Here is an 18,221-nt window from a genome sequence, read left to right as displayed (position 1 = left end):
AATTCCCTAGCTGTGGGCGCTGTTGTCACCGAGTTTTAGCCCGCCTGCCGCCGGAGGCAAAGCGCCGGCGGCATCGGCCGCAGGCGAATGCCGCATATGCCAGACCAATCCACCCGCGAGCACGATGGTCGCCACGAGATTGTTACCGTAGGCCTGCACATCGATCGGAAACAGCGGCAGCGACAACAGGAGCAGGCAGCCGGCGACGGCCAGCAGGATCCACGTCCCGGTCCGGACCGCCGGCCGCGGATCAAAGGCGGCGCGGTGCATCAGGACCGTCATCGGGAAGAACAGCCAGAGGAAGTAGTATTGCCGCGCCAGTGGCGAGGCGACCGTCATCAGGCAGAACAGGATGCCGATCTCCTCCGCATCGGACTTTTCAGTCCGGCGCGACGCCGGCGGCATCACCGCGATGTAGCCGAGACCGAGCGCGAGCGAGATCGCCAGCACGATGAGGTTCGACGTCTTGAAGTCGAGATCGACGATGTTCATGTACCGCGCCGGCTTGGCCTTGAACGGATCGTCCTGGTTGTAGTTGACCGGACGCGTCAGCCGATGCGTCATCGCGATGATCGACTGGTTCACCCAGGACCAGTTCTGCTCGTCGCGTTGGCCGAAGCCCTTTTCCGAGCTCGAGCCGACCATGCCCTGATACCAGGTCTTCAATTCCGTGACGTTGTGCTGGAAGCCGCGGAACGGCGCCGGCAGCACGAACAAGAACACGGCGAGAAACACCAACGTACTCGCAACCGCCGTCCAGTGCCTGCGCCAGATCAGATAGGGCAATACTGCTATCGGAAACACCTTGATCGCGGTCGCCAGCGCAAACATGCTTCCCGCGAACCACGGCCGGCTCAGCCGCAACAGCCAGAATCCGTACAGCATCATCGCCAGCAGGATCAGATTCGGCTGGCCGAGATCGAACATATCAAAGACAAATGTGAGCGTGACGAGGCCGGGCAGCGCCTCCAACAGCCAACCCGGCTTGCGGCCCGATCCCGCCATCGCGTGCGATAGCTGCGCCGTCATCCACCAGGCGATGATGTTGAGCAGGGAGAGCGCGAGATAGAGCGCGACCTTGCCGAAATAGCTGGGCACAGCGAGCAGCACCGCCGGCAGCGGCGGGTAGATGAAATCAAAATAGGTATGGGGATCGGCGGGATAGAGATCCTTGCCCTGCAGCACCTGCTGCCCGGCCCAATACCACAGCGGATAATCCTTGGTCTTGCCGTGCCCGAAAATCTCGGGAACGAGCACATCGGCGGTCAGCGCGATGCAGCCGAGGAAGAACAGGATGTCGAGCGGTGCCCGAAGCGATGGGTATCTCAGCACAAGCTCGTTCCAGACATCAGCAAGCCGTTGATCCTTTTCATTTCGTGATAACGCAGGGATTGCTTCGCGGAGCCTGTCATCCGGCGGCGCTTCGCGCCGACCGGGTGGCTCGCAATGACAGCGGCTGGAGCGGGGAGCCCCCCGTTCGTCATTGCGAGGAGCGGAGCGACAAAGCAATCCATCCCTCGTCACAATCTGGTGTCGCAGCGACACTACCGCCGCAACAGGCCGCCAAGCGCGCCGCGCACCAGTGCACGTCCGATCGAGCCGCCGACCTGACCGCCGACCGATTTGCCGACGTCGGCCACGATGCCGCCGATCACCTTGTTGGTGACCGAGCGCGTGACGTTGCGCGCGATGACCTGACCGGTCGACAGCCTGCCGCGCCTCACATTGGTGCCAAAGATCGTGGCGGCAATATCGCCGATCTGGCCGAGAATGCCACCGCCTCCGCCAGCTTCCGAGCCGTCCGCCGGCGGCGCCGTCCCCTCGATCCGCTTCTGCAGTATCTCGTAAGCGGATTCGGAATCGATCGCGGTATCGTATTTACCCTTGAACGGGCTTGCGTCGATGATCTTCTTGCGCTCCTCCGGCGTAACCGGCCCGATCCGTGCTGACGGCGGCCGGATCATCACGCGCTCGACCATCGACGGCGTACCGCTTCCTTCGAGGAAGGACACCAGCGCCTCGCCCTTGCCGAGTTCCATGATCACGCGGGCGGTATCGAGCTTCGGATTGGGCCGGAACGTTTGCGCGGCGGCCGCGACCGCCTTCTGGTCGCGCGGCGTGAAGGCACGCAACGCATGCTGCACGCGGTTGCCCAATTGCGCGAGCACCTTGTCCGGCACGTCGATCGGATTCTGGGTGACGAAGTAGACGCCGACGCCCTTGGAGCGGATCAGCCGCACCACTTGCTCGATCTTGTCCAGCAGCGCTTTCGGCGCATCGTTGAACAAGAGATGCGCCTCGTCGAAGAAGAACACCAGCTTCGGCTTCGGCAGGTCGCCGGCCTCCGGCAGTTCTTCGAACAATTCTGAAAGCATCCACAACAGGAAGGTTGCATAGAGCCGCGGGCTCTGCATCAACTTGTCGGCAGCGAGGATGTTGACGATGCCGCGGCCGTCGCTGTCGGTCTTCATGAAATCCTTCAGCGTCAAAGCCGGCTCGCCGAAGAATTTCGCGCCGCCCTGATTTTCCAGCACCAGGAGCTGGCGCTGGATGGTCCCAACGGTCGCCTTGCTGACATTGCCGAAGCTCTGCGCTGCTTTGCGGAGCGGCTCCAGCGGATCTTCCTCATCATCGGCGGCTTTCTTGCCGCCAGACGGCACAATCGCATCCAGAAGCGCGCGCAGATCCTTCATGTCGATCAGTGCAAGTCCGTTCTCGTCGGCGACCCGGAACGCGACGTTGAGAACACCTTCCTGGACGTCGTTGAGATCAAGCATCCGTGACAGCAACAGCGGTCCCATCTCGGTGACGGTCGCGCGCACCGGATGCCCCTGCTCGCCGAACACATCCCAGAACACCGTCGAGAACTGGTCCGGCTGGAATTTCAGCCCCATCTCGCTGGCGCGCTTGACAATGAAGTCCTTGGCCTCGCCGACTTCAGCGATCCCGGACAGATCTCCCTTGATATCGGCGGCAAAGACCGGAACGCCAGCGCGCGCAAATCCTTCCGCCATCACCTGCAGTGTGACGGTCTTGCCAGTTCCCGTTGCGCCGGTAACAAGTCCGTGGCGATTGGCGAACGCAAGTGTCAGCCACGCCGCTTGTTCGCCCTTACCGATAAAAATCTTCTCGTCCGTATCGGCAATCTTGTTGTCGGAAGTCGCCATCGCATCGCCTCTTCGCGCGTATCGGGAAGGCATCTTCGCCGAACACACCCATCATATTGCATCTTGCCCGTCGATTAAAACTGTCAAGCGCCGCCAGCGCTTTTTTGCCGCCCGGACGTCACACTTCTCATCTTCTCTTTCGCTTGCGAGCCGTTCAAAAAACGATGACGCAACGCGATAGAACAGCGCGATTAGCATATGTACTCTTGTATTACTGCAACACTTCGCCTGTGATGAGGACGAAAAGTGGGATCATCTGCGCTCGTCGCTTGTAATTCGCAACACAGGCGCTCAAGATCAATTCCCAAGCAAGGTCCGGCGGCAAGCCGGCAGAGGGCGGGGCAAGATGGACGAACTGGTTGGACGGCTGGCCGCCGAGGCCGGCATCGATAGCGCTGTCGCCGAAAAGACCGTCGGCATCGTTCTGGGTTTCCTCCGTCGGGAGGGGCCATCCAGCCAGGTTGAAGCGCTGATCGGCCAGATTCCGGGCGCGGAAGCGGCGATTGCGGCCGCGGACAACAGTGCAGGTCTCGTGCGATTGATGGGCGGCGGATTGATGGCTGTCGGCACCAGGCTGATGGCGCTCGGCCTCAGCATGAATGAGGTTCAGAAGATTGCGCGTGAACTTTTCCGGTTCGGGCGCGACAAACTCGGAGCGGATCAGATGGGCGAGATCGTCGCGGGGACGCCAGGACTCAGCCAATTTGCTTGAACGCACCCTCAGGTTGAGTCATTCAATACCAGACATCATGACATATCCACTTTCCGAGATCGATGGTCTGAGCGCCTATTGCGCCTCGAAATTGAAGGCTCAGGGCATTCGCACCACGGACGCGCTGCTCGAAGCCGCCCGCACCGTCAAGGGACGCAAGGTGCTCGCGGCTAAGACCGGCATCAGCGAACAACAATTGCTCGAATGGGCCAACGTCTCCGACTACATGCGCATTCCCGGGATGGGTAAGGCAAAGGTCGGGTTGGTCCGCGCCGCCGGCGTCACCACCGTTCGCGAACTCGCGCTGCGCAATCCGGCGCGGCTTGCACAGAACATGAAGGACGTGAACACCAAGCGTAAGCTCGTCCGCGTCCTGCCCTCGGAGAAATCGGTCGAGCTCCTGATCGAGCGCGCACGCAAATTGCCGCCCAAGATCACTTACTAGATCATGATCCGATTAGACGGAATCGGATCATGATCTCATCTCTTTGTTTGAGCATGATCTTTTCGGAAAACCGGTTTCCACTTTTCCGGATCATGCTCTAAGCCCGTTCGCTATTCCCAGCTTGACTCGCCGGTGCGGGACGCGCAAATCGACCGGCATGATTGCTGCGATGCAAAGGGACGTCCATTCCGGCGGGACTTCGGTACTGCCGGCGCTGCTATCCCGGCCCTACCCGGCCGTGATGGGCGTGCTCAACATCACCCCGGATTCTTTTTCCGACGGCGGCCGGTTTACCGCGCCTGAACAGGCGCTGGCGCAGGCGCGCAAGATGGTCGCCGAAGGCGCCGACATCATCGACATCGGCGCCGAATCCACCCGCCCCTACGGTTCCCAGCCGGTCTCGGTGGAAGAGGAGTTGCGGCGGTTGCAGCCCGTGCTGGCGGATGTCGTCTCGCTCGGCGTGCCCGTATCGATCGACAGCATGAAATCGGACGTCGTGGCCTGGGCGCTCGATCACGGCGCGCTCATCGCCAACGATGTCTGGGGCCTGCAGCGCGATGCCGGCATGGCGCCCTTGGTCGCGGCGCAGCACGTGCCTATCATCATCATGCATAACCGCGACCAGGCCGATCCCTCGATCGACATCATGAAGGATGTTTCGGCCTTCTTCGCCCGTTCGCTCGACATCGCCGCCAAGGCTGGCATTTCGGCCGACCAGATCGTGCTCGATCCCGGCATCGGCTTTGGCAAGACGCCGCAGCAGAGCATGATGGTGCTGGCGCGGCTCGCAGAGCTTCGCGCGTTCGGCCTGCCGCTTCTCGTCGGCGCCTCGCGCAAGCGCTTCATCAGCACCGTGACGCCGTCGGAGCCGCACCAGCGCATCGGCGGCTCGATCGCGGCGCATCTCATCGCTGCACAGAGCGGCGCGCAGATCATCCGCGCTCACGATGTCGCGGAAACAGTGCAGGCGTTGCGGGTGGCGGCAGCGATCAGGGAGCAGGAATGACCGATACGATCTTCATCACCGGCATCTTCATCCATGCCCGTCACGGCGTGATGGAACACGAGAGCGAAGTCGGGCAGCGCTTCGTCATCGATCTCGAACTCTCCGTGGACCTCTCCGAATCCTCGCGCACCGACAAGCTTGCCGACACCGTGTCCTATTCCAACGTGGTGGCGACCGCGACCGAGGCATTCAAGGATACCAATTACAAGCTCCTGGAGCGAGCCGCGGGCGCGGTGGCGGACGCGGTGCTGTCGACCTTCCCTCGCGTCAGCGCGGTCAAGGTCACCGTGCACAAGCCGCACGCGCCAATCGCCGCGATCTTCGAGGATGTCGGCGTGGTGCTGACGCGCACGCGGCAAACGGCCGCGCATGGCTAGCGCGCTGATTGCATTGGGCGGCAATCTCGGCGACGTCCGCGCGACGTTCAACAAGGCCATTCCGCAAGTTTGCGGCATGACGCAGGCCGCGCTGGTGGCCCGCTCGGCGGATTATGCCACGCCTCCCTGGGGCGACGAGCAACAGCCAGGCTTCGTCAATGCCTGCATCGAGATCGAAACCAGCCTCGATCCCCACGCACTCTTGTTCTGCCTGCAGAAGGTCGAGACCAAGTTCGGCCGCGACCGCTCCCCCGAACGCCGCTTCGGCCCGCGCACGCTCGATCTCGACCTGATCGCCTATGACGATGTCAGGATCGACCGGCCGGAATTGACGCTGCCGCACCCTCGCCTGTTCGAGCGCGCCTTCGTGCTGGTGCCGCTCGCGGAAATCGCGCCCGACCGTGTCATTGCGGGACGCAGGATCAGGGATGCGCTGGCGGCGGTTTCGACCGACGGTATCGTGCGGCTCCCGGATTTCGGTGGGTGACGCGTAGCCCGGGTGGAGCGGAACGCGCAACCCGGGATACCTGCATCAACGTTTGCGAGCGGCCCCGGGTTACGCTAGCGCTTCACCCGGGCTACGGTACCCCAAACTAGGGTTTGGCTTGGCGGCTTCGGCGTGGCAATTTCCGGTCAAACGGCGAGGAAGACTTGAGGAACGATAGGGCGGATGACGACCACGACTGACGATCTGCGATTGGCGGCCGATTTTGCGCCGGCGACTTACGAGGACTGGCGCAAGCTGGTCGACGGCGTCCTGAAGGGCGCGCCGTTCGAGAAACTGGTCGGCAAGACCTATGACGGGATCAAAATCGAGCCGATCTATCGCCGCGCCACCAATGCCAGCCCGATCGCCGGCCGAGGCCAGGCTGCGCCCTGGCAGATCATGCAGCGGATCGACGATCCCGACCCGCGCCGCGCCAATGCGCAGGCGCTGCATGATCTCGAGAATGGCGCCACCGGCCTCGCGCTGGTCTTCGCCGGCGGCAGTGGCGCCTATGGTTTTGGACTAGAGCCAACGGCCGAAGCCGTCGACAAGGTGCTCGACGGCATCTACCTCGATGCCGGTATCGCGCTGGATCTCCAGATCGGCCCGCAATCACGGATGGCCGCGATCCACGTCGCGGAATATGTGAAGCGCAGGGGATTTGATCCCGCCAAGTGCGACATCCGTTTCGGGCTCGATCCGCTGGCGGCCTGTGCGGTCTGGGGCTTTAGCCCCTATGAGTGGAGCGAGATCGTGCCGGCGGTGACCGGCGCCGTCAAAGGCCTGGCGGCGCTCGGATTCAAGGGGCCTTTCGCCGCTGCAGATGGGCGGGTGATCCATGATGCCGGCGGATCGGAGGTGCAGGAACTCGCCTTCGTGCTGGCAAGCGGGGTCGCCTATCTGCGCGCCCTCGAACAAGCCGGTGTCGCGCTCGAGGATGCCCAAGGCATGGTCTATGCGCGGCTCAGCGCCGATACCGACCAGTTCCTGACGCTGGCGAAATTCCGCGCGCTGCGGCTCTTGTGGGCGCGGGTCGAACAGGCCTGCCGACTGACGCCACGACCACTGTTCATCGCCGCCGACACCGCCTGGCGGATGCTGACGGAGCGCGATGCCTATGTGAACATGCTGCGCGCCACCATGGCCGCCTTCTCGGCGGGGCTTGGCGGCGCCAACGCCGTCACCGTGCTGCCGCACACGCTCGCGCTGGGACTGCCCGACGACTTTGCCCGCCGCGTTGCGCGCAACACGCAGCTCATTCTCTTGGAAGAGTCCAATCTTTCGAAAGTATCCGATCCAGCGGCAGGCTCCGGCGGCATCGAGGCGCTGACAAAGGAGCTTTGCGAAGCGGCCTGGTTGTTGTTCCAGGAGATCGAAAGAGCCGGCGGCATCTTTGCGGCGCTTCAACAGAACCTGATCCAGCGCAAGGTCGCCGCTACGCGTGCCGCGCGCGAGGCCAACATCGCCAAGCGTCGTGACGTGCTGACCGGCGCCAGCGAGTTTCCGAACCTGCACGAGGCCGATGCAACGGTGCTGGAAGCAAAGCCGGTTGTGCTGCCACCCTATGGCGAGGCCAAATTCAAGTTCGACGCGCTGTCGCCGATGCGGCTCGCCGAACCCTTCGAGGCACTGCGCGACAAATCCGACGCAAAGCTGAAGGCGAGCGGGGCGCGTCCAAAAATCTTCCTCGCCAACCTCGGTACGGCCGCCGACTTCACCGCGCGCGCCACCTTTGCGAAGAGCTTCTTCGAGACCGGCGGCATCGAGGCGCTCGACAGCGAGGGATTTTCCGATCCTGCTGCGCTTGGGAAGGCTTTCAAAGCGTCGGGCGCCGCGATCGCCTGCCTGTGTTCCTCGGACAAGGTCTACGCGGAACACGCGGTTGCAGCCGCCAAGGCCCTTCAAGCCGCCGGCGCAAGGCATATCTATCTGGCTGGACGGCCGGGGGAGCTGGAAGCCGCACTGCGTGCGTCCGGCGTGACCGATTTCATCTTTGCCGGCTGCGACGCGCCGGCGACGCTGCAGGAAGCCTATCGGCGGATGGAGTGAGCATGACGTCGAGCCAAAAACCCGTTCTGACCGGCGGCTGCCAATGCGGCGCGATCCGCTTTGCGGTAACGGCGGCGCCGACGCGTATCAGCATCTGCCATTGCCGGATGTGCCAGAAGGCCTCCGGCGCGCCGTTCGCCTCCTTCGCCGACATCGACCATGCCAATTTCGCCTGGACCCGCGGCAAGCCGGCCTCGTTCCGCTCCTCTTCGATCGCCGAGCGCGATTTCTGCGCCGCCTGCGGCACACCCTTGAGCTTCCGCCGTATCGACGGCCCCCGCATCGAGATCATGACCGGCACCTTCGACCGGCCCGACATGGTGGCGCCGACGCGGCAATACGGCACTGAATCCCGCCTCGGCTGGGTGGTCGGCATCGCCAACCTGCCGAGCCAGACCACGCAGCAGAATTACGGACCGGAGAAGATGGCGACCATCGTCAGCCACCAGCATCCGGACCATGACTGAGGTAGCCACCACTTTCGATCGCACATGCTATAGTTGATGACCATGAGCCGCATACCTGACTTCGCCGATATCGCGTTTGAGAAAACCGTGTCCGTCGCGCCCACCGGCAGTACAGACCCTTGGCTGACGCCAGAGGGCATCCCGGTAAAGCCCAGCTATAGCGAGACCGATCTTCAAGGCATCGACTTTCTCGAGACCTGGCCGGGCATCGCGCCCTATTTGCGCGGCCCCTACCCGACGATGTACGTCAACCAGCCCTGGACCATCAGGCAATATGCCGGCTTCTCCACGGCGGAGGACTCGAACGCCTTCTATCGCCGTAACCTCGCGGCAGGGCAGAAAGGCCTCTCGGTCGCCTTCGACCTTGCCACCCACCGCGGCTATGACTCGGATCATCCGCGCGTCTCCGGCGACGTCGGCATGGCCGGCGTTGCCATCGACTCGATCTACGACATGCGCACGCTGTTCGCTGGCATCCCGCTCGACCAGATGAGCGTGTCGATGACCATGAACGGCGCGGTGCTGCCGGTCCTTGCACTGTTCGTGGTGGCCGCCGAGGAACAGGGCGTGCCGCCGGAGAAATTGTCGGGCACCATTCAGAACGACATTCTGAAAGAGTTCATGGTGCGCAACACCTACATCTATCCGCCGACGCCCTCGATGCGGATCATCTCCGACATCTTCGCCTTCACCTCGCAGCGGATGCCGAAGTTCAACTCGATCTCGATCTCCGGCTATCACATGCAGGAGGCCGGGGCGACACAGGATCTCGAGCTGGCCTATACGCTCGCCGATGGCGTCGAATATCTGCGCGCCGGCCTTGCCGCCGGCCTCGATGTCGACCGCTTCGCGCCGCGGCTGTCGTTCTTCTGGGCGATCGGCATGAACTTCTTCATGGAAGTTGCCAAGATGCGCGCCGCGCGGCTGCTCTGGGCCAAGCTCTTGAAGCCGTTCAACCCGAAGGACCCGCGCTCGCTGTCGCTGCGCACGCATTGCCAGACCTCGGGCTGGTCGCTGACCGCGCAAGACGTCTTCAATAACGTGATGCGCACGACCATCGAGGCGATGGCGGCAACGCAAGGACACACCCAGTCGCTGCACACCAATGCTCTCGATGAAGCGCTGGCGCTGCCGACCGACTTCTCCGCCCGCATTGCGCGCAACACCCAGCTCTTCCTGCAGCAGGAAAGCGGCACCAACCGGATCATCGATCCCTGGGGCGGCTCCTACTATGTCGAGCGGCTGACCCGCGATCTCGCCGCCAAAGCCTGGGGCCACATCCAGGAGGTTGAGGAACTGGGCGGCATGGCGAAGGCGATCGAAGCCGGCGTGCCGAAGCTGCGCATCGAGGAAGCGTCCGCCAAGACCCAGGCGCGGATCGATGCGGGTAAGCAGGCGGTGATCGGCGTCAATAAGTACAGGCCGGAGAACGAGGCGCCGATCGACGTCTTGAAGGTCGACAATACCAACGTGCGGCGGCTGCAGATCGACAAGCTGAAGCGGCTGCGGCATGAGCGCAATCAGAAGGACGTCGAGCAGGCCCTGGCGGCGCTGAGCCGTTCGGCCTCCGAGGGCAACGGCAACCTGCTGGCGCTCGCCATCGACGCCGCGCGTGCCAAGGCGACCGTCGGCGAGATTTCGGACGCCATGGAAAGAGTGTTCGGCCGCCATCGCGCCGAGATCAAGTCCATCACCGGCGTCTACAAGCGGGAGGCAGCCGCCATGTCCAACCGGGTCGAGAAGGTGCAGGCGCTGATCGACGCCTTCGAGGAGGCCGAGGGCCGCCGGCCGCGCATCCTGGTGGCGAAGATCGGCCAGGACGGCCACGACCGCGGCCAGAAGGTGATCGCATCGGCCTTTGCCGACATCGGCTTCGACGTCGATATCGGGCCGTTGTTCGCCACCGCCGACGAAGCGGCGCGACAGGCGGTGGAAAACGACGTGCACATCCTGGGCGTCTCCTCACTCGCCGCCGCGCATCTGACGGCGGTGCCGGAACTGAAGGCCGCGCTGAAGAAATACGGCCGCGAGGACATCATGATCATCATCGGCGGCGTGGTGCCGCCGCAGGACTATGAGGCGCTGTACCAGGCGGGCGCGGAAGCGATCTTCCCGCCGGGCACCGTGATTTCCGACGCCGCCGAAGAGCTGATCCACAAGCTCAACGCCCGGCTCGGCCATAGCGAGGCGGCGGAGTAGTTGATAGACTACTAGCGAAGCCGCTGAGAGTTGTGCGATGACGCGTGACGAAATCATTGCTGCGATACGGAAGAACACCGACGCCATAAAGGCGACGGGTGTGTCGAAGCTTGCCATTTTCGGCTCTCGCGTACGCGGCGACAATCGGCCTGACAGCGACATCGATGTGCTTGTCGAGATCGAGCCAGACGCCTCGTTCTCGCTCCTTAACTTGATTAATGTTGAGCATATCATAGAGGATGCGACCGGATTGCAGGCGCAGGCTACCACGCGACGCTCCCTCACTCCCCGCTTCGCGCAGCGCATAGCGGACGATATCGTCGAAGTGTTTTGACGTGCGCCCAACCCTCGCTGATCGAATCGATCACATCGTCGCGGCGATCGACCATATTCGACACATGGTGGCTGGGCACACGCGCGAAAGCTTTGCCGCTGATCTGCTGGCACGACTAGCGACGGAAAGATTGCTTGAAATCATTAGCGAAGCGTCTCGGTCTATTCCGACGGAATTGAAGGCGAGAGAACCTGGTATCAATTGGCGAGGTTTGGCCGACCTTGGAAATTGGCTGCGCCACGCTTATCACCGAACTGACGCGGATTTGCTATGGAACATGGTCGAGCGCGATCTCGAACCTCTGAAGCGCTTCGCCGGACAAATTGCCAAGGAAGTCAAACCTTGACCTTACTGAGCAAATTAAGCATCGCGCTGGCATTGAGCGTCATATGTCTCCAGCCGGCCTTCGCCGATCCGAAGCCGGACGCTTTGGTCAAGAACAGGAGCATCGAAGCCACCGTCTATCTCGACGACAAGATCAAGGCCGATCCCGCGCTATCAGCCAATTGCCTTGCCGAAGGCAGGAAGTGGGTCGACAAGAGCGCGGCCGAAGCGGCATCCACACGGAAGCAGGATCCGCAACTGTTCGACCGTGGCGGCTGGACCTTCGAGCGCAAGTACAATGTCCGCTCGGTGGTCGGTGGCCATTACGTCAGCGTCCTCCGCAACGACTACATCAATACCCACGGTGCGCATCCGAACTCTGACGTCAACACGATCCTGTGGGATTCCATCGACAAGAAGCGCATCAGCATCCGCCCCTTCTTCACGGAGACCGCCGACGACGGACCGACCATGAAGGCGATGCTGGAGGCAGTTATCGCTTCGTTGAACACCGAGAAGAAGAAGCGCGGCACCGGCGAGACGGCGACCGCCGAATGGTACAAGGAACTGAAACCGACGCTGATCAAGATCGGCGCGGTGACGCTGGCGCCTTCGACCGAGACGGGCAAGAGCTCCGGCCTGACCTTCCATTATCCGCCCTACGCGGTCGGCCCCTACGCCGAGGGCCAGTATGTCGCCTTCGTGCCGTGGGAGACGCTGAAGCCATATCTGACGGCGGAGGGTGCCAGGATTTTCGGGGGATCGCGGCCAAAAGCGGATGAAGACGATCAGCAATGAGCGGCACCAAAGCGCTCGACATCAACGCCCTCGCCCATGACCTGCGCGCCGGCAACCGCGCAGCGCTGGCGCGTGCGATCACGCTGATTGAAAGCCGTCGCGCCGACCACCAGGCGGCGGCGCGTGATCTGGTGCAGGCGCTGCTCCCGGAGACCGGCAAGGCTTTTCGTGTCGGCATCACCGGCTCGCCCGGGGTCGGCAAGTCGACCACCATCGACGCGCTCGGCATGTACCTGATCGAGCACGGGCACAAGGTCGCGGTGCTGGCGGTCGACCCGTCGTCGGCGCGCACCGGCGGCTCGATCCTTGGCGACAAGACGCGGATGGCGCGGCTCTCGGCGTCCGAGCAGGCCTATATCCGCCCCTCGCCTTCCTCCGGCACGCTCGGCGGCGTCGCGGCAAAGACGCGCGAGGCGATGCTGCTCTGCGAGGCGGCCGGCTTTGATGTGGTGCTGGTGGAGACCGTCGGCATCGGCCAGTCCGAGACCGCGGTCTCCGACATGACCGATTTCTTCCTTGCGCTGATGCTGCCCGGCGCCGGCGACGAGCTGCAGGGCATCAAGAAGGGCCTGGTCGAGCTCGCCGACATGATCGCGATCAACAAGGCCGACGGCGACAATCTCAAGCGGGCCAATGTCGCGGCGGCCGACTATCGCAGCGCGCTGCATATATTGGCACCGCGTTCGCAACACTGGCACCCGCCGGTCGAGACCTATTCGGCGCTGACCGGTACGGGCATCGACAAGCTCTGGCAGAAGATCGTCGAGCATCGCACCGCGATGAACGCCTCCAGCGAGTTCGCGGCGCGACGGCGCGAGCAGCAGGTGAAATGGATGTGGTCGATGCTGGAGCAGCGGATCATGGCGCGCCTGCGCTCGGACCCCGCCATCCGCGCCAAGGTGAAGAAGACGGAGGCCGAGGTCGCCGACGGCCGTATCTCGCCGGCGGTGGCGGCCGAGCAGATCGCGGAACTGTTGCGATGAGCGAAAAGCTCTCCGTGCTCGTCACCGGCTTCGGTCCGTTTCCCGGCGCGCCGTTCAATCCGACCATGCCGCTGGTGAAACGGTTGACGCAGCTTCGCCGTCCCGCCTTCGATGACGTCAAGCTGACGAGCCACATCTTCCGCGTCACCTACGACACCGTCGATCGCGAATTGCCGGAGCTGATCGCGCGCGTCCGTCCGCGGGTGCTTCTGATGTTCGGGCTTGCCAGTCGCACCGCGCATCTGCGGATCGAGACCCGCGCCCGCAATGCCGTCACCACGCTGGTCGCCGATGCCGGCCGCCGCCGCGCGCGCAAGGGCTCGATCGTCGACGGCACTGACCCGACAATGTTCGGACCGCACACCGCAAAATTGCTGCGCGCCGCGCTCGCGACCGGCGTCGACGCGCGCGCTTCCCGCGACGCCGGCAGCTATCTCTGCAACTACCTAAGCTGGCGCGCAATCGAGGCGGTGGACAAGACCGACGGCCTGCAGCTCGCCGCCTTCGTGCATGTGCCGCTGATCCCGCGTCACGGCACGTCGCTGCGCAAGGGAACCGAGCGCATCACGCTGGAAGATCTCGTCGATGCCGGCGAGGCGCTGCTGATGGAAATGGTGAAGCTGGCGCGGCGGCCGACCATAGCTGCGTAGGGTGGGCAAAGCGACTTGTCCGCCGTAGCTCGAAGAGCGAAGGCGGAAGCGTGCCCACCATCATGAGCGGAGTGTTGATGGTGGGCACGGCGCTAACGCGCCTTTGCCCACCCTACGCATTGCCGCTCCACCGCGGATTAACCCTACCTGCAACAATCGCGTCCATGCCCCCTCGCGCTCACCGTGCCAGGCTACAGTTCTGCGTTACGACCTGCCTCGCGAGGACCAAGCATCATGGACGTCAATCGCCGCCATCTCATCGGAGCTTCCGCAGCGGGCGCCGCAGGCGCGCTGGCGCTGTCGGCGGACGCTGCGCGCGCGGCACCGCTCACCTCCGCGCTCGGCCGCGACGCCACGCAATATGGCGTCCGCCCCGGCAGTGCCGACGACCAGACCAAGGCCCTGCAGCGCGCGATCGATGAGGCCGCGCGCGCGCAAGCGCCGCTGGCGCTGCCGCCGGGCGTCTATCGCACCGGCCTGCTCCGCCTGCAGCGCGGCTCGCAACTCGTCGGCGTGCGCGGCGCGACCAAACTCGTCTTCAACGGCGGGCTGTCGATGTTTCTTGGTGAAGGCGCCGACAACATCGGCCTCTCCGACCTCACGCTGGACGGCGGCAATGTGCCGCTGCCGACACGTCGCGGCCTCGTGCATTGCCTCACCGCGCGCGATGTCCGCATCACCGGATGCGAGATCAAAGGCAGCGGCGGCAACGGCATCTGGTTCGAGCAGGTGTCGGGCGACGTCAGCGGCAACATCTTCACCAACATTGCAACCACCGCCATCGTCTCGTTCGACGCGCTGGGCCTGATGGTCTCGCGCAACACGATCTCAGGCACCAACGACAACGGCATCGAGATCCTGCGCACCGCCATCGGCGATGACGGCACGATCGTTGCCGACAACCGCATCGAGGACATCAAGGCTGGCCCCGGCGGCTCCGGCCAGTACGGCAACGCCATCAACGCCTTTCGCGCCGGCAATGTGATCGTGCGCGGCAACCGCATTCGCAATTGCGATTATTCGGCCGTGCGCGGCAATTCGGCGTCGAACATCCATATATCAGACAACAGCGTCAGCGATGTCCGCGAGGTCGCGCTCTATTCGGAGTTCGCCTTCGAGGGCGCCGTCATCGCCAACAACACGGTCGACGGCGCCGCCGTTGGCGTCTCCGTCTGCAATTTCAACGAGGGTGGCCGCATCGCGGCGGTCCAGGGCAACATCATCCGCAACCTGATCCCGAAGCGACCGATCGGGACCGCGCCGGACGATGACGCCGGCATCGGCATCTATATCGAGGCGGACACCGCCGTCACGGGCAACGTGATCGAGAATGCGCCCTCCTTCGGCATCGTTGCCGGCTGGGGCAAATATCTGCGCGACGTCGCTATCACGGGCAATGTGATCCGCAAGGCGTTTGTCGGCATCGGCGTCTCGGTGGTGCCGGGCGCCGGGATCGCGCTGGTCAACAACAACATGATCTCGGAAGCGCCGCGCGGCGCCGTGGTCGGGCTCGACCATGCGCGCGTGATCACGACGGACCTGTCAGTCGCCGGCGCGCAGCAATACGCGCAACTCGTGCTCGGCGGCAACGCGGTGCGAAGATAGCTTTCAGAGCGTTTTCAAGCGAAGTGGGGACCGGTTCGCGTAAAGAAAACGCGTCAACGAAAAGCTTTCTAGAGCGTGTTGCGCAGCAGCGGATAGCGCGCCTGCATGGCGGCGAGGTCGAGCAGCGGCAGCGGCGCCTCTTCCGGCACCGGCGCCTCCTCTTCCACAGCCTGCACGAGCGCGACAACCTCGACCGGCGGCTCCGGCGGCGCCACTGGTGCCGGCCGCTCGACCGGTCGCTGCTGCAGCCGTACCGGAGCCGGCAGCGGCGTCACGCGGCCGCGGCCGAGCCAGGAGATGTCGATCGGCGAATTGTCCAGCGAGGCCTCGCGCCGCAACAGGTCGCGCCAGGTCTCGACCGCCTGCTTGGCCTCCTGGACGTTCTCGAGGAAGGACACATCGCTGTGATAGCGGCGCCAGCGCCCGGATTCGAACAGTTCGGTGAGGTGTTCCAGCCGTGCTTCCGCCAGCGCGCACCAGCGCGCCACGATCTCGCGGCCTCTGGCCGCGTCAGTTCGATTTGTCATTAAGACAGCCCGTAAAGAGAGAAACGGACGCAGGACGCAACCGAACCGAATCAAAATATGACGGGGATATTCTGTGGAAAAGGTTAAAAAAGTCTAACACCTTTTCGTAAACGACTCGGGGCACGCAGAGAAGTCCGCAGGAATACTGGATTATTGGGTTTGCGGCTCTTAGACGGTCGACGCGACACCTGCATGACCGTGCGTGCGACAAGGAAGCGCTGTCCCCAAAAATGAAGACCCGTCCGGGGGGACAACCGGACGGGTCAAGCCATATGGGCGCTTGGGGTGGATGGGCGCTCGCGCCTAATATAGCCAATGGGGAGGAATGGATCGCTCCCACACTTTATTGGTCGCGACATCCAGCGCCACGTTCAAAATCCTCGTTCGATTTTTTTAACCTTCCGCGGCGACGGTCTGCGGCCCGAAAGCGCGGGAAACTCACTGCGCGGCGGGGCTTTTCACGTCATTTTCGGCCGATTTGTCCGCGGCCATGGCTGGCGCCGACTGTTCCATCGCCCGGCTCACAGAAGTGTTATCCTGCGCGGGCGCAGCCGGTGCGTGCTTGCCGGAGGCGAGAGGAACTGCCGCAACGGCGGATACCGCCGCGAACGCATCGGCCTGCCCCGCCCCAAACAGATCGTCACGTCCGGGGGCGCCGAGATCGCGCGCCGTGCCGGTCAGGATCGAACGCACCTCGTTCGGTTTCAGCGCAGGATTGCGCTCCAGCACCAATGCCGCAATGCCGCTGACGAAGGCGGCGGAAAACGACGTGCCCGAGGTGATCTGGTATTTGCCGTCCGGCGCCGGCAGGAAGATATCGGCGCCGGGCGCGGCGAGCGCGATGTAGTTGCCCCGGTTCGAGGCGGAGAACAGTTTCTCCTGCGCATCGGTGCCGCTGACCGCGATCACATTCGGGTTCGCGGCGGGATAGAGCGGCGCCGAATTCGCCCCGGCATTACCGGCGGCGGCGACCAGCAAGATGCCGCGCGCCGCACTCGCAGCGACCGCCCGCTCGATCAGCGGATCCTTAGGGCCGGCAAAGCTCATATTGATGATCTGCGCGCCGTGCAGCGCCGCATAATCCAGTCCCTTCAGGATCACATAGGACGAGCCCTGCGCCCCGTTCGCGGTCGCGCCGAACGCGCGGATCGCGAGAATGCGCACCTCCGGCGCGCTCCCCATCAGCCTGGCATGGGCGGCGATCGCCCCCGCGATGCCGGTGCCGTGCGCATGCGGCCCTTCATTGCTGCCGATCGCATCGAACGTGTCGGCAATCGTATTCGCCAACTCGGGATGGTTGGCATCGATGCCGGAATCGATCACGGCAATGGTCACGTTCATGCCGCGGACCAGCGTGTGCGCCTGCGGCAGGCGAAGCTGCGCCAGCGCGTATTGCGCCGGATCGCCCTCGGTCGGTGCCGTCTTCTGGTCCTGCAGCAGGTAGCGGAAATTGAGCTGCACCGAGCGCACACGGCCGTCGCCGGCCAGCGCCCGGCGCACCACGTCCACCGGGCGGCGATCGGTGATGCGGAACAGGCCGATAGTGGAGCCGAGCAACGGGACGTTCTGTATCTCCAGCCGCGCCAAGCCATGACGCCGCGTCAGCTCCTCGATCTGCGCGTCGGTCAGCGCACCATCGATCTCGGCCACGAGTTCGTTGGGCACCGCGCGGAGATCAACCGCGGTTTGCGGCGCGTTGTTGCGCGATCCGCCCTTGGCCTTCCTGCCGGCCGCCTTGCCGCCGCTGCCGCCATCCGCAGTGGAGACGGGGCGGTCGAGGCACTCGCCGTCGCTGCCGCGATAGGCAGCGTCGCAGGCGCGATGGAGGTTGGGCGAATAGCGCGCGGAGGGCAGCGTCGAGTGCACGCCAATGCGGGGCATGGTGGTGACGCTGATCCGCGAGGGGGTCCGCGCAACCGCCGCCCCGCCGATATTGGTATTGACCCGCGGCCCGACATTCGTGCTGACGCTCGGCACCCGCGGCGCGACGCGGATTTCCGGCGTGCGCATGATGCTCTGCGCCGCGGCCGGACCTGTGGAACCGATAAACAGCGCCGCAATCAGCGCCAACGACGTCTCGATCCGCCATTT

At 64.0% G+C, this 18,221-nt stretch carries 18 protein-coding genes; 14 read left to right on the top strand and 4 right to left on the bottom strand.

From position 1 onward, the window contains the following. Positions 1–6 precede the first annotated feature (6 nt). Both OZ411_RS30685 and OZ411_RS30680 read right to left on the bottom strand, forming a co-directional pair. Positions 7–1,332 carry a glycosyltransferase family 87 protein gene (locus OZ411_RS30685; protein ID WP_245476459.1) on the bottom strand — a complete coding sequence of 442 codons (1,326 nt, stop codon included), beginning with the start codon at positions 1,330–1,332 and terminating at the stop codon, positions 7–9. Positions 1,333–1,544: 212 nt separating this feature from the next. Continuing rightward, positions 1,545–3,167: a helicase HerA-like domain-containing protein gene (locus OZ411_RS30680; RefSeq protein WP_282530960.1), complete on the bottom strand. Its 1,623-nt coding sequence runs from the start codon at positions 3,165–3,167 to the stop codon at positions 1,545–1,547. Between the two features lie 346 nt (positions 3,168–3,513). Between OZ411_RS30680 and OZ411_RS30675 the strand changes: the two genes are divergently transcribed. From OZ411_RS30675 to OZ411_RS30610, 14 genes are all read left to right on the top strand, one after another. Beyond that, positions 3,514–3,879: a DUF2267 domain-containing protein gene (locus OZ411_RS30675; protein ID WP_130581098.1), complete on the top strand. Its 366-nt coding sequence runs from the start codon at positions 3,514–3,516 to the stop codon at positions 3,877–3,879. 37 nt (positions 3,880–3,916) lie between these two features. Then, complete coding sequence (locus OZ411_RS30670) at positions 3,917–4,324, top strand: DUF4332 domain-containing protein (RefSeq protein ID WP_130581099.1); 408 nt, start codon at positions 3,917–3,919, stop codon at positions 4,322–4,324. 169 nt (positions 4,325–4,493) lie between these two features. Further along, positions 4,494–5,330 carry a dihydropteroate synthase gene (gene folP, locus OZ411_RS30665; protein WP_282530959.1) on the top strand — a complete coding sequence of 279 codons (837 nt, stop codon included), beginning with the start codon at positions 4,494–4,496 and terminating at the stop codon, positions 5,328–5,330. Beyond that, positions 5,327–5,707, top strand: coding sequence for a dihydroneopterin aldolase (folB, locus tag OZ411_RS30660; RefSeq protein WP_130581101.1), 381 nt, complete (start codon positions 5,327–5,329; stop codon positions 5,705–5,707). Before folP ends, folB begins: the two co-directional genes overlap by 4 nt. After that, positions 5,700–6,194: a 2-amino-4-hydroxy-6-hydroxymethyldihydropteridine diphosphokinase gene (gene folK / locus OZ411_RS30655; protein ID WP_282530958.1), complete on the top strand. Its 495-nt coding sequence runs from the start codon at positions 5,700–5,702 to the stop codon at positions 6,192–6,194. Before folB ends, folK begins: the two co-directional genes overlap by 8 nt. 183 nt (positions 6,195–6,377) lie before the next feature. Continuing rightward, entirely contained in the window at positions 6,378–8,243 is a 1,866-nt protein-coding gene (locus OZ411_RS30650) for a methylmalonyl-CoA mutase subunit beta (protein WP_282530957.1), read from the top strand. Positions 8,244–8,245: 2 nt separating this feature from the next. After that, positions 8,246–8,710 (top strand): GFA family protein, encoded by a 465-nt coding sequence (locus OZ411_RS30645; protein ID WP_282530956.1) that lies wholly within the window; start codon positions 8,246–8,248, stop codon positions 8,708–8,710. A 42-nt stretch (positions 8,711–8,752) separates the two neighbouring features. Continuing rightward, complete coding sequence (gene scpA, locus OZ411_RS30640) at positions 8,753–10,909, top strand: methylmalonyl-CoA mutase (protein ID WP_282530955.1); 2,157 nt, start codon at positions 8,753–8,755, stop codon at positions 10,907–10,909. Positions 10,910–10,946: 37 nt separating this feature from the next. Next, a complete protein-coding gene (locus OZ411_RS30635) occupies positions 10,947–11,243 on the top strand; it encodes a nucleotidyltransferase domain-containing protein (RefSeq protein WP_130581106.1) in 297 nt (98 codons plus the stop codon). A gap of 1 nt (position 11,244) precedes the next feature. Next, the gene (locus OZ411_RS30630; RefSeq protein WP_282530954.1) at positions 11,245–11,589 is read left to right on the top strand and encodes a HepT-like ribonuclease domain-containing protein; all 345 of its coding nucleotides are present in this window, start codon (positions 11,245–11,247) and stop codon (positions 11,587–11,589) included. Further along, positions 11,586–12,365 (top strand): RsiV family protein, encoded by a 780-nt coding sequence (locus OZ411_RS30625; RefSeq protein ID WP_282530953.1) that lies wholly within the window; start codon positions 11,586–11,588, stop codon positions 12,363–12,365. The genes OZ411_RS30630 and OZ411_RS30625 overlap by 4 nt, the downstream gene beginning before the upstream one ends. Then, positions 12,362–13,348, top strand: a complete 987-nt coding sequence (meaB, locus tag OZ411_RS30620; RefSeq protein WP_282530952.1) for a methylmalonyl Co-A mutase-associated GTPase MeaB — start codon at positions 12,362–12,364, stop codon at positions 13,346–13,348. Before OZ411_RS30625 ends, meaB begins: the two co-directional genes overlap by 4 nt. Next, positions 13,345–13,998, top strand: a complete 654-nt coding sequence (locus OZ411_RS30615) for a pyroglutamyl-peptidase I (RefSeq protein WP_282530951.1) — start codon at positions 13,345–13,347, stop codon at positions 13,996–13,998. Before meaB ends, OZ411_RS30615 begins: the two co-directional genes overlap by 4 nt. Positions 13,999–14,232: 234 nt before the next feature. Beyond that, on the top strand, positions 14,233–15,603 hold the full coding sequence (locus tag OZ411_RS30610) for a TIGR03808 family TAT-translocated repetitive protein (RefSeq protein ID WP_282530950.1): 1,371 nt from the start codon (positions 14,233–14,235) through the stop codon (positions 15,601–15,603). Positions 15,604–15,671: 68 nt separating this feature from the next. Here the strand turns inward: OZ411_RS30610 and OZ411_RS30605 are convergent, their stop codons facing one another. Together OZ411_RS30605 and OZ411_RS30600 are read right to left on the bottom strand one after the other, a co-directional pair. Further along, positions 15,672–16,130: a TIGR03809 family protein gene (locus OZ411_RS30605; RefSeq protein WP_130581020.1), complete on the bottom strand. Its 459-nt coding sequence runs from the start codon at positions 16,128–16,130 to the stop codon at positions 15,672–15,674. 438 nt (positions 16,131–16,568) lie between these two features. Further along, the gene (locus OZ411_RS30600) at positions 16,569–18,140 is read right to left on the bottom strand and encodes a S8 family serine peptidase (RefSeq protein WP_282530977.1); all 1,572 of its coding nucleotides are present in this window, start codon (positions 18,138–18,140) and stop codon (positions 16,569–16,571) included. Positions 18,141–18,221: the final 81 nt, after the last annotated feature.

The organism is Bradyrhizobium sp. Arg237L (genome assembly GCF_029990105.1).
Lineage (GTDB): Bacteria > Pseudomonadota > Alphaproteobacteria > Rhizobiales > Xanthobacteraceae > Bradyrhizobium.
The sequence above is the reverse complement of the archived record's forward strand: the minus strand, read 5'-3'. Positions and strand labels throughout refer to the sequence as shown.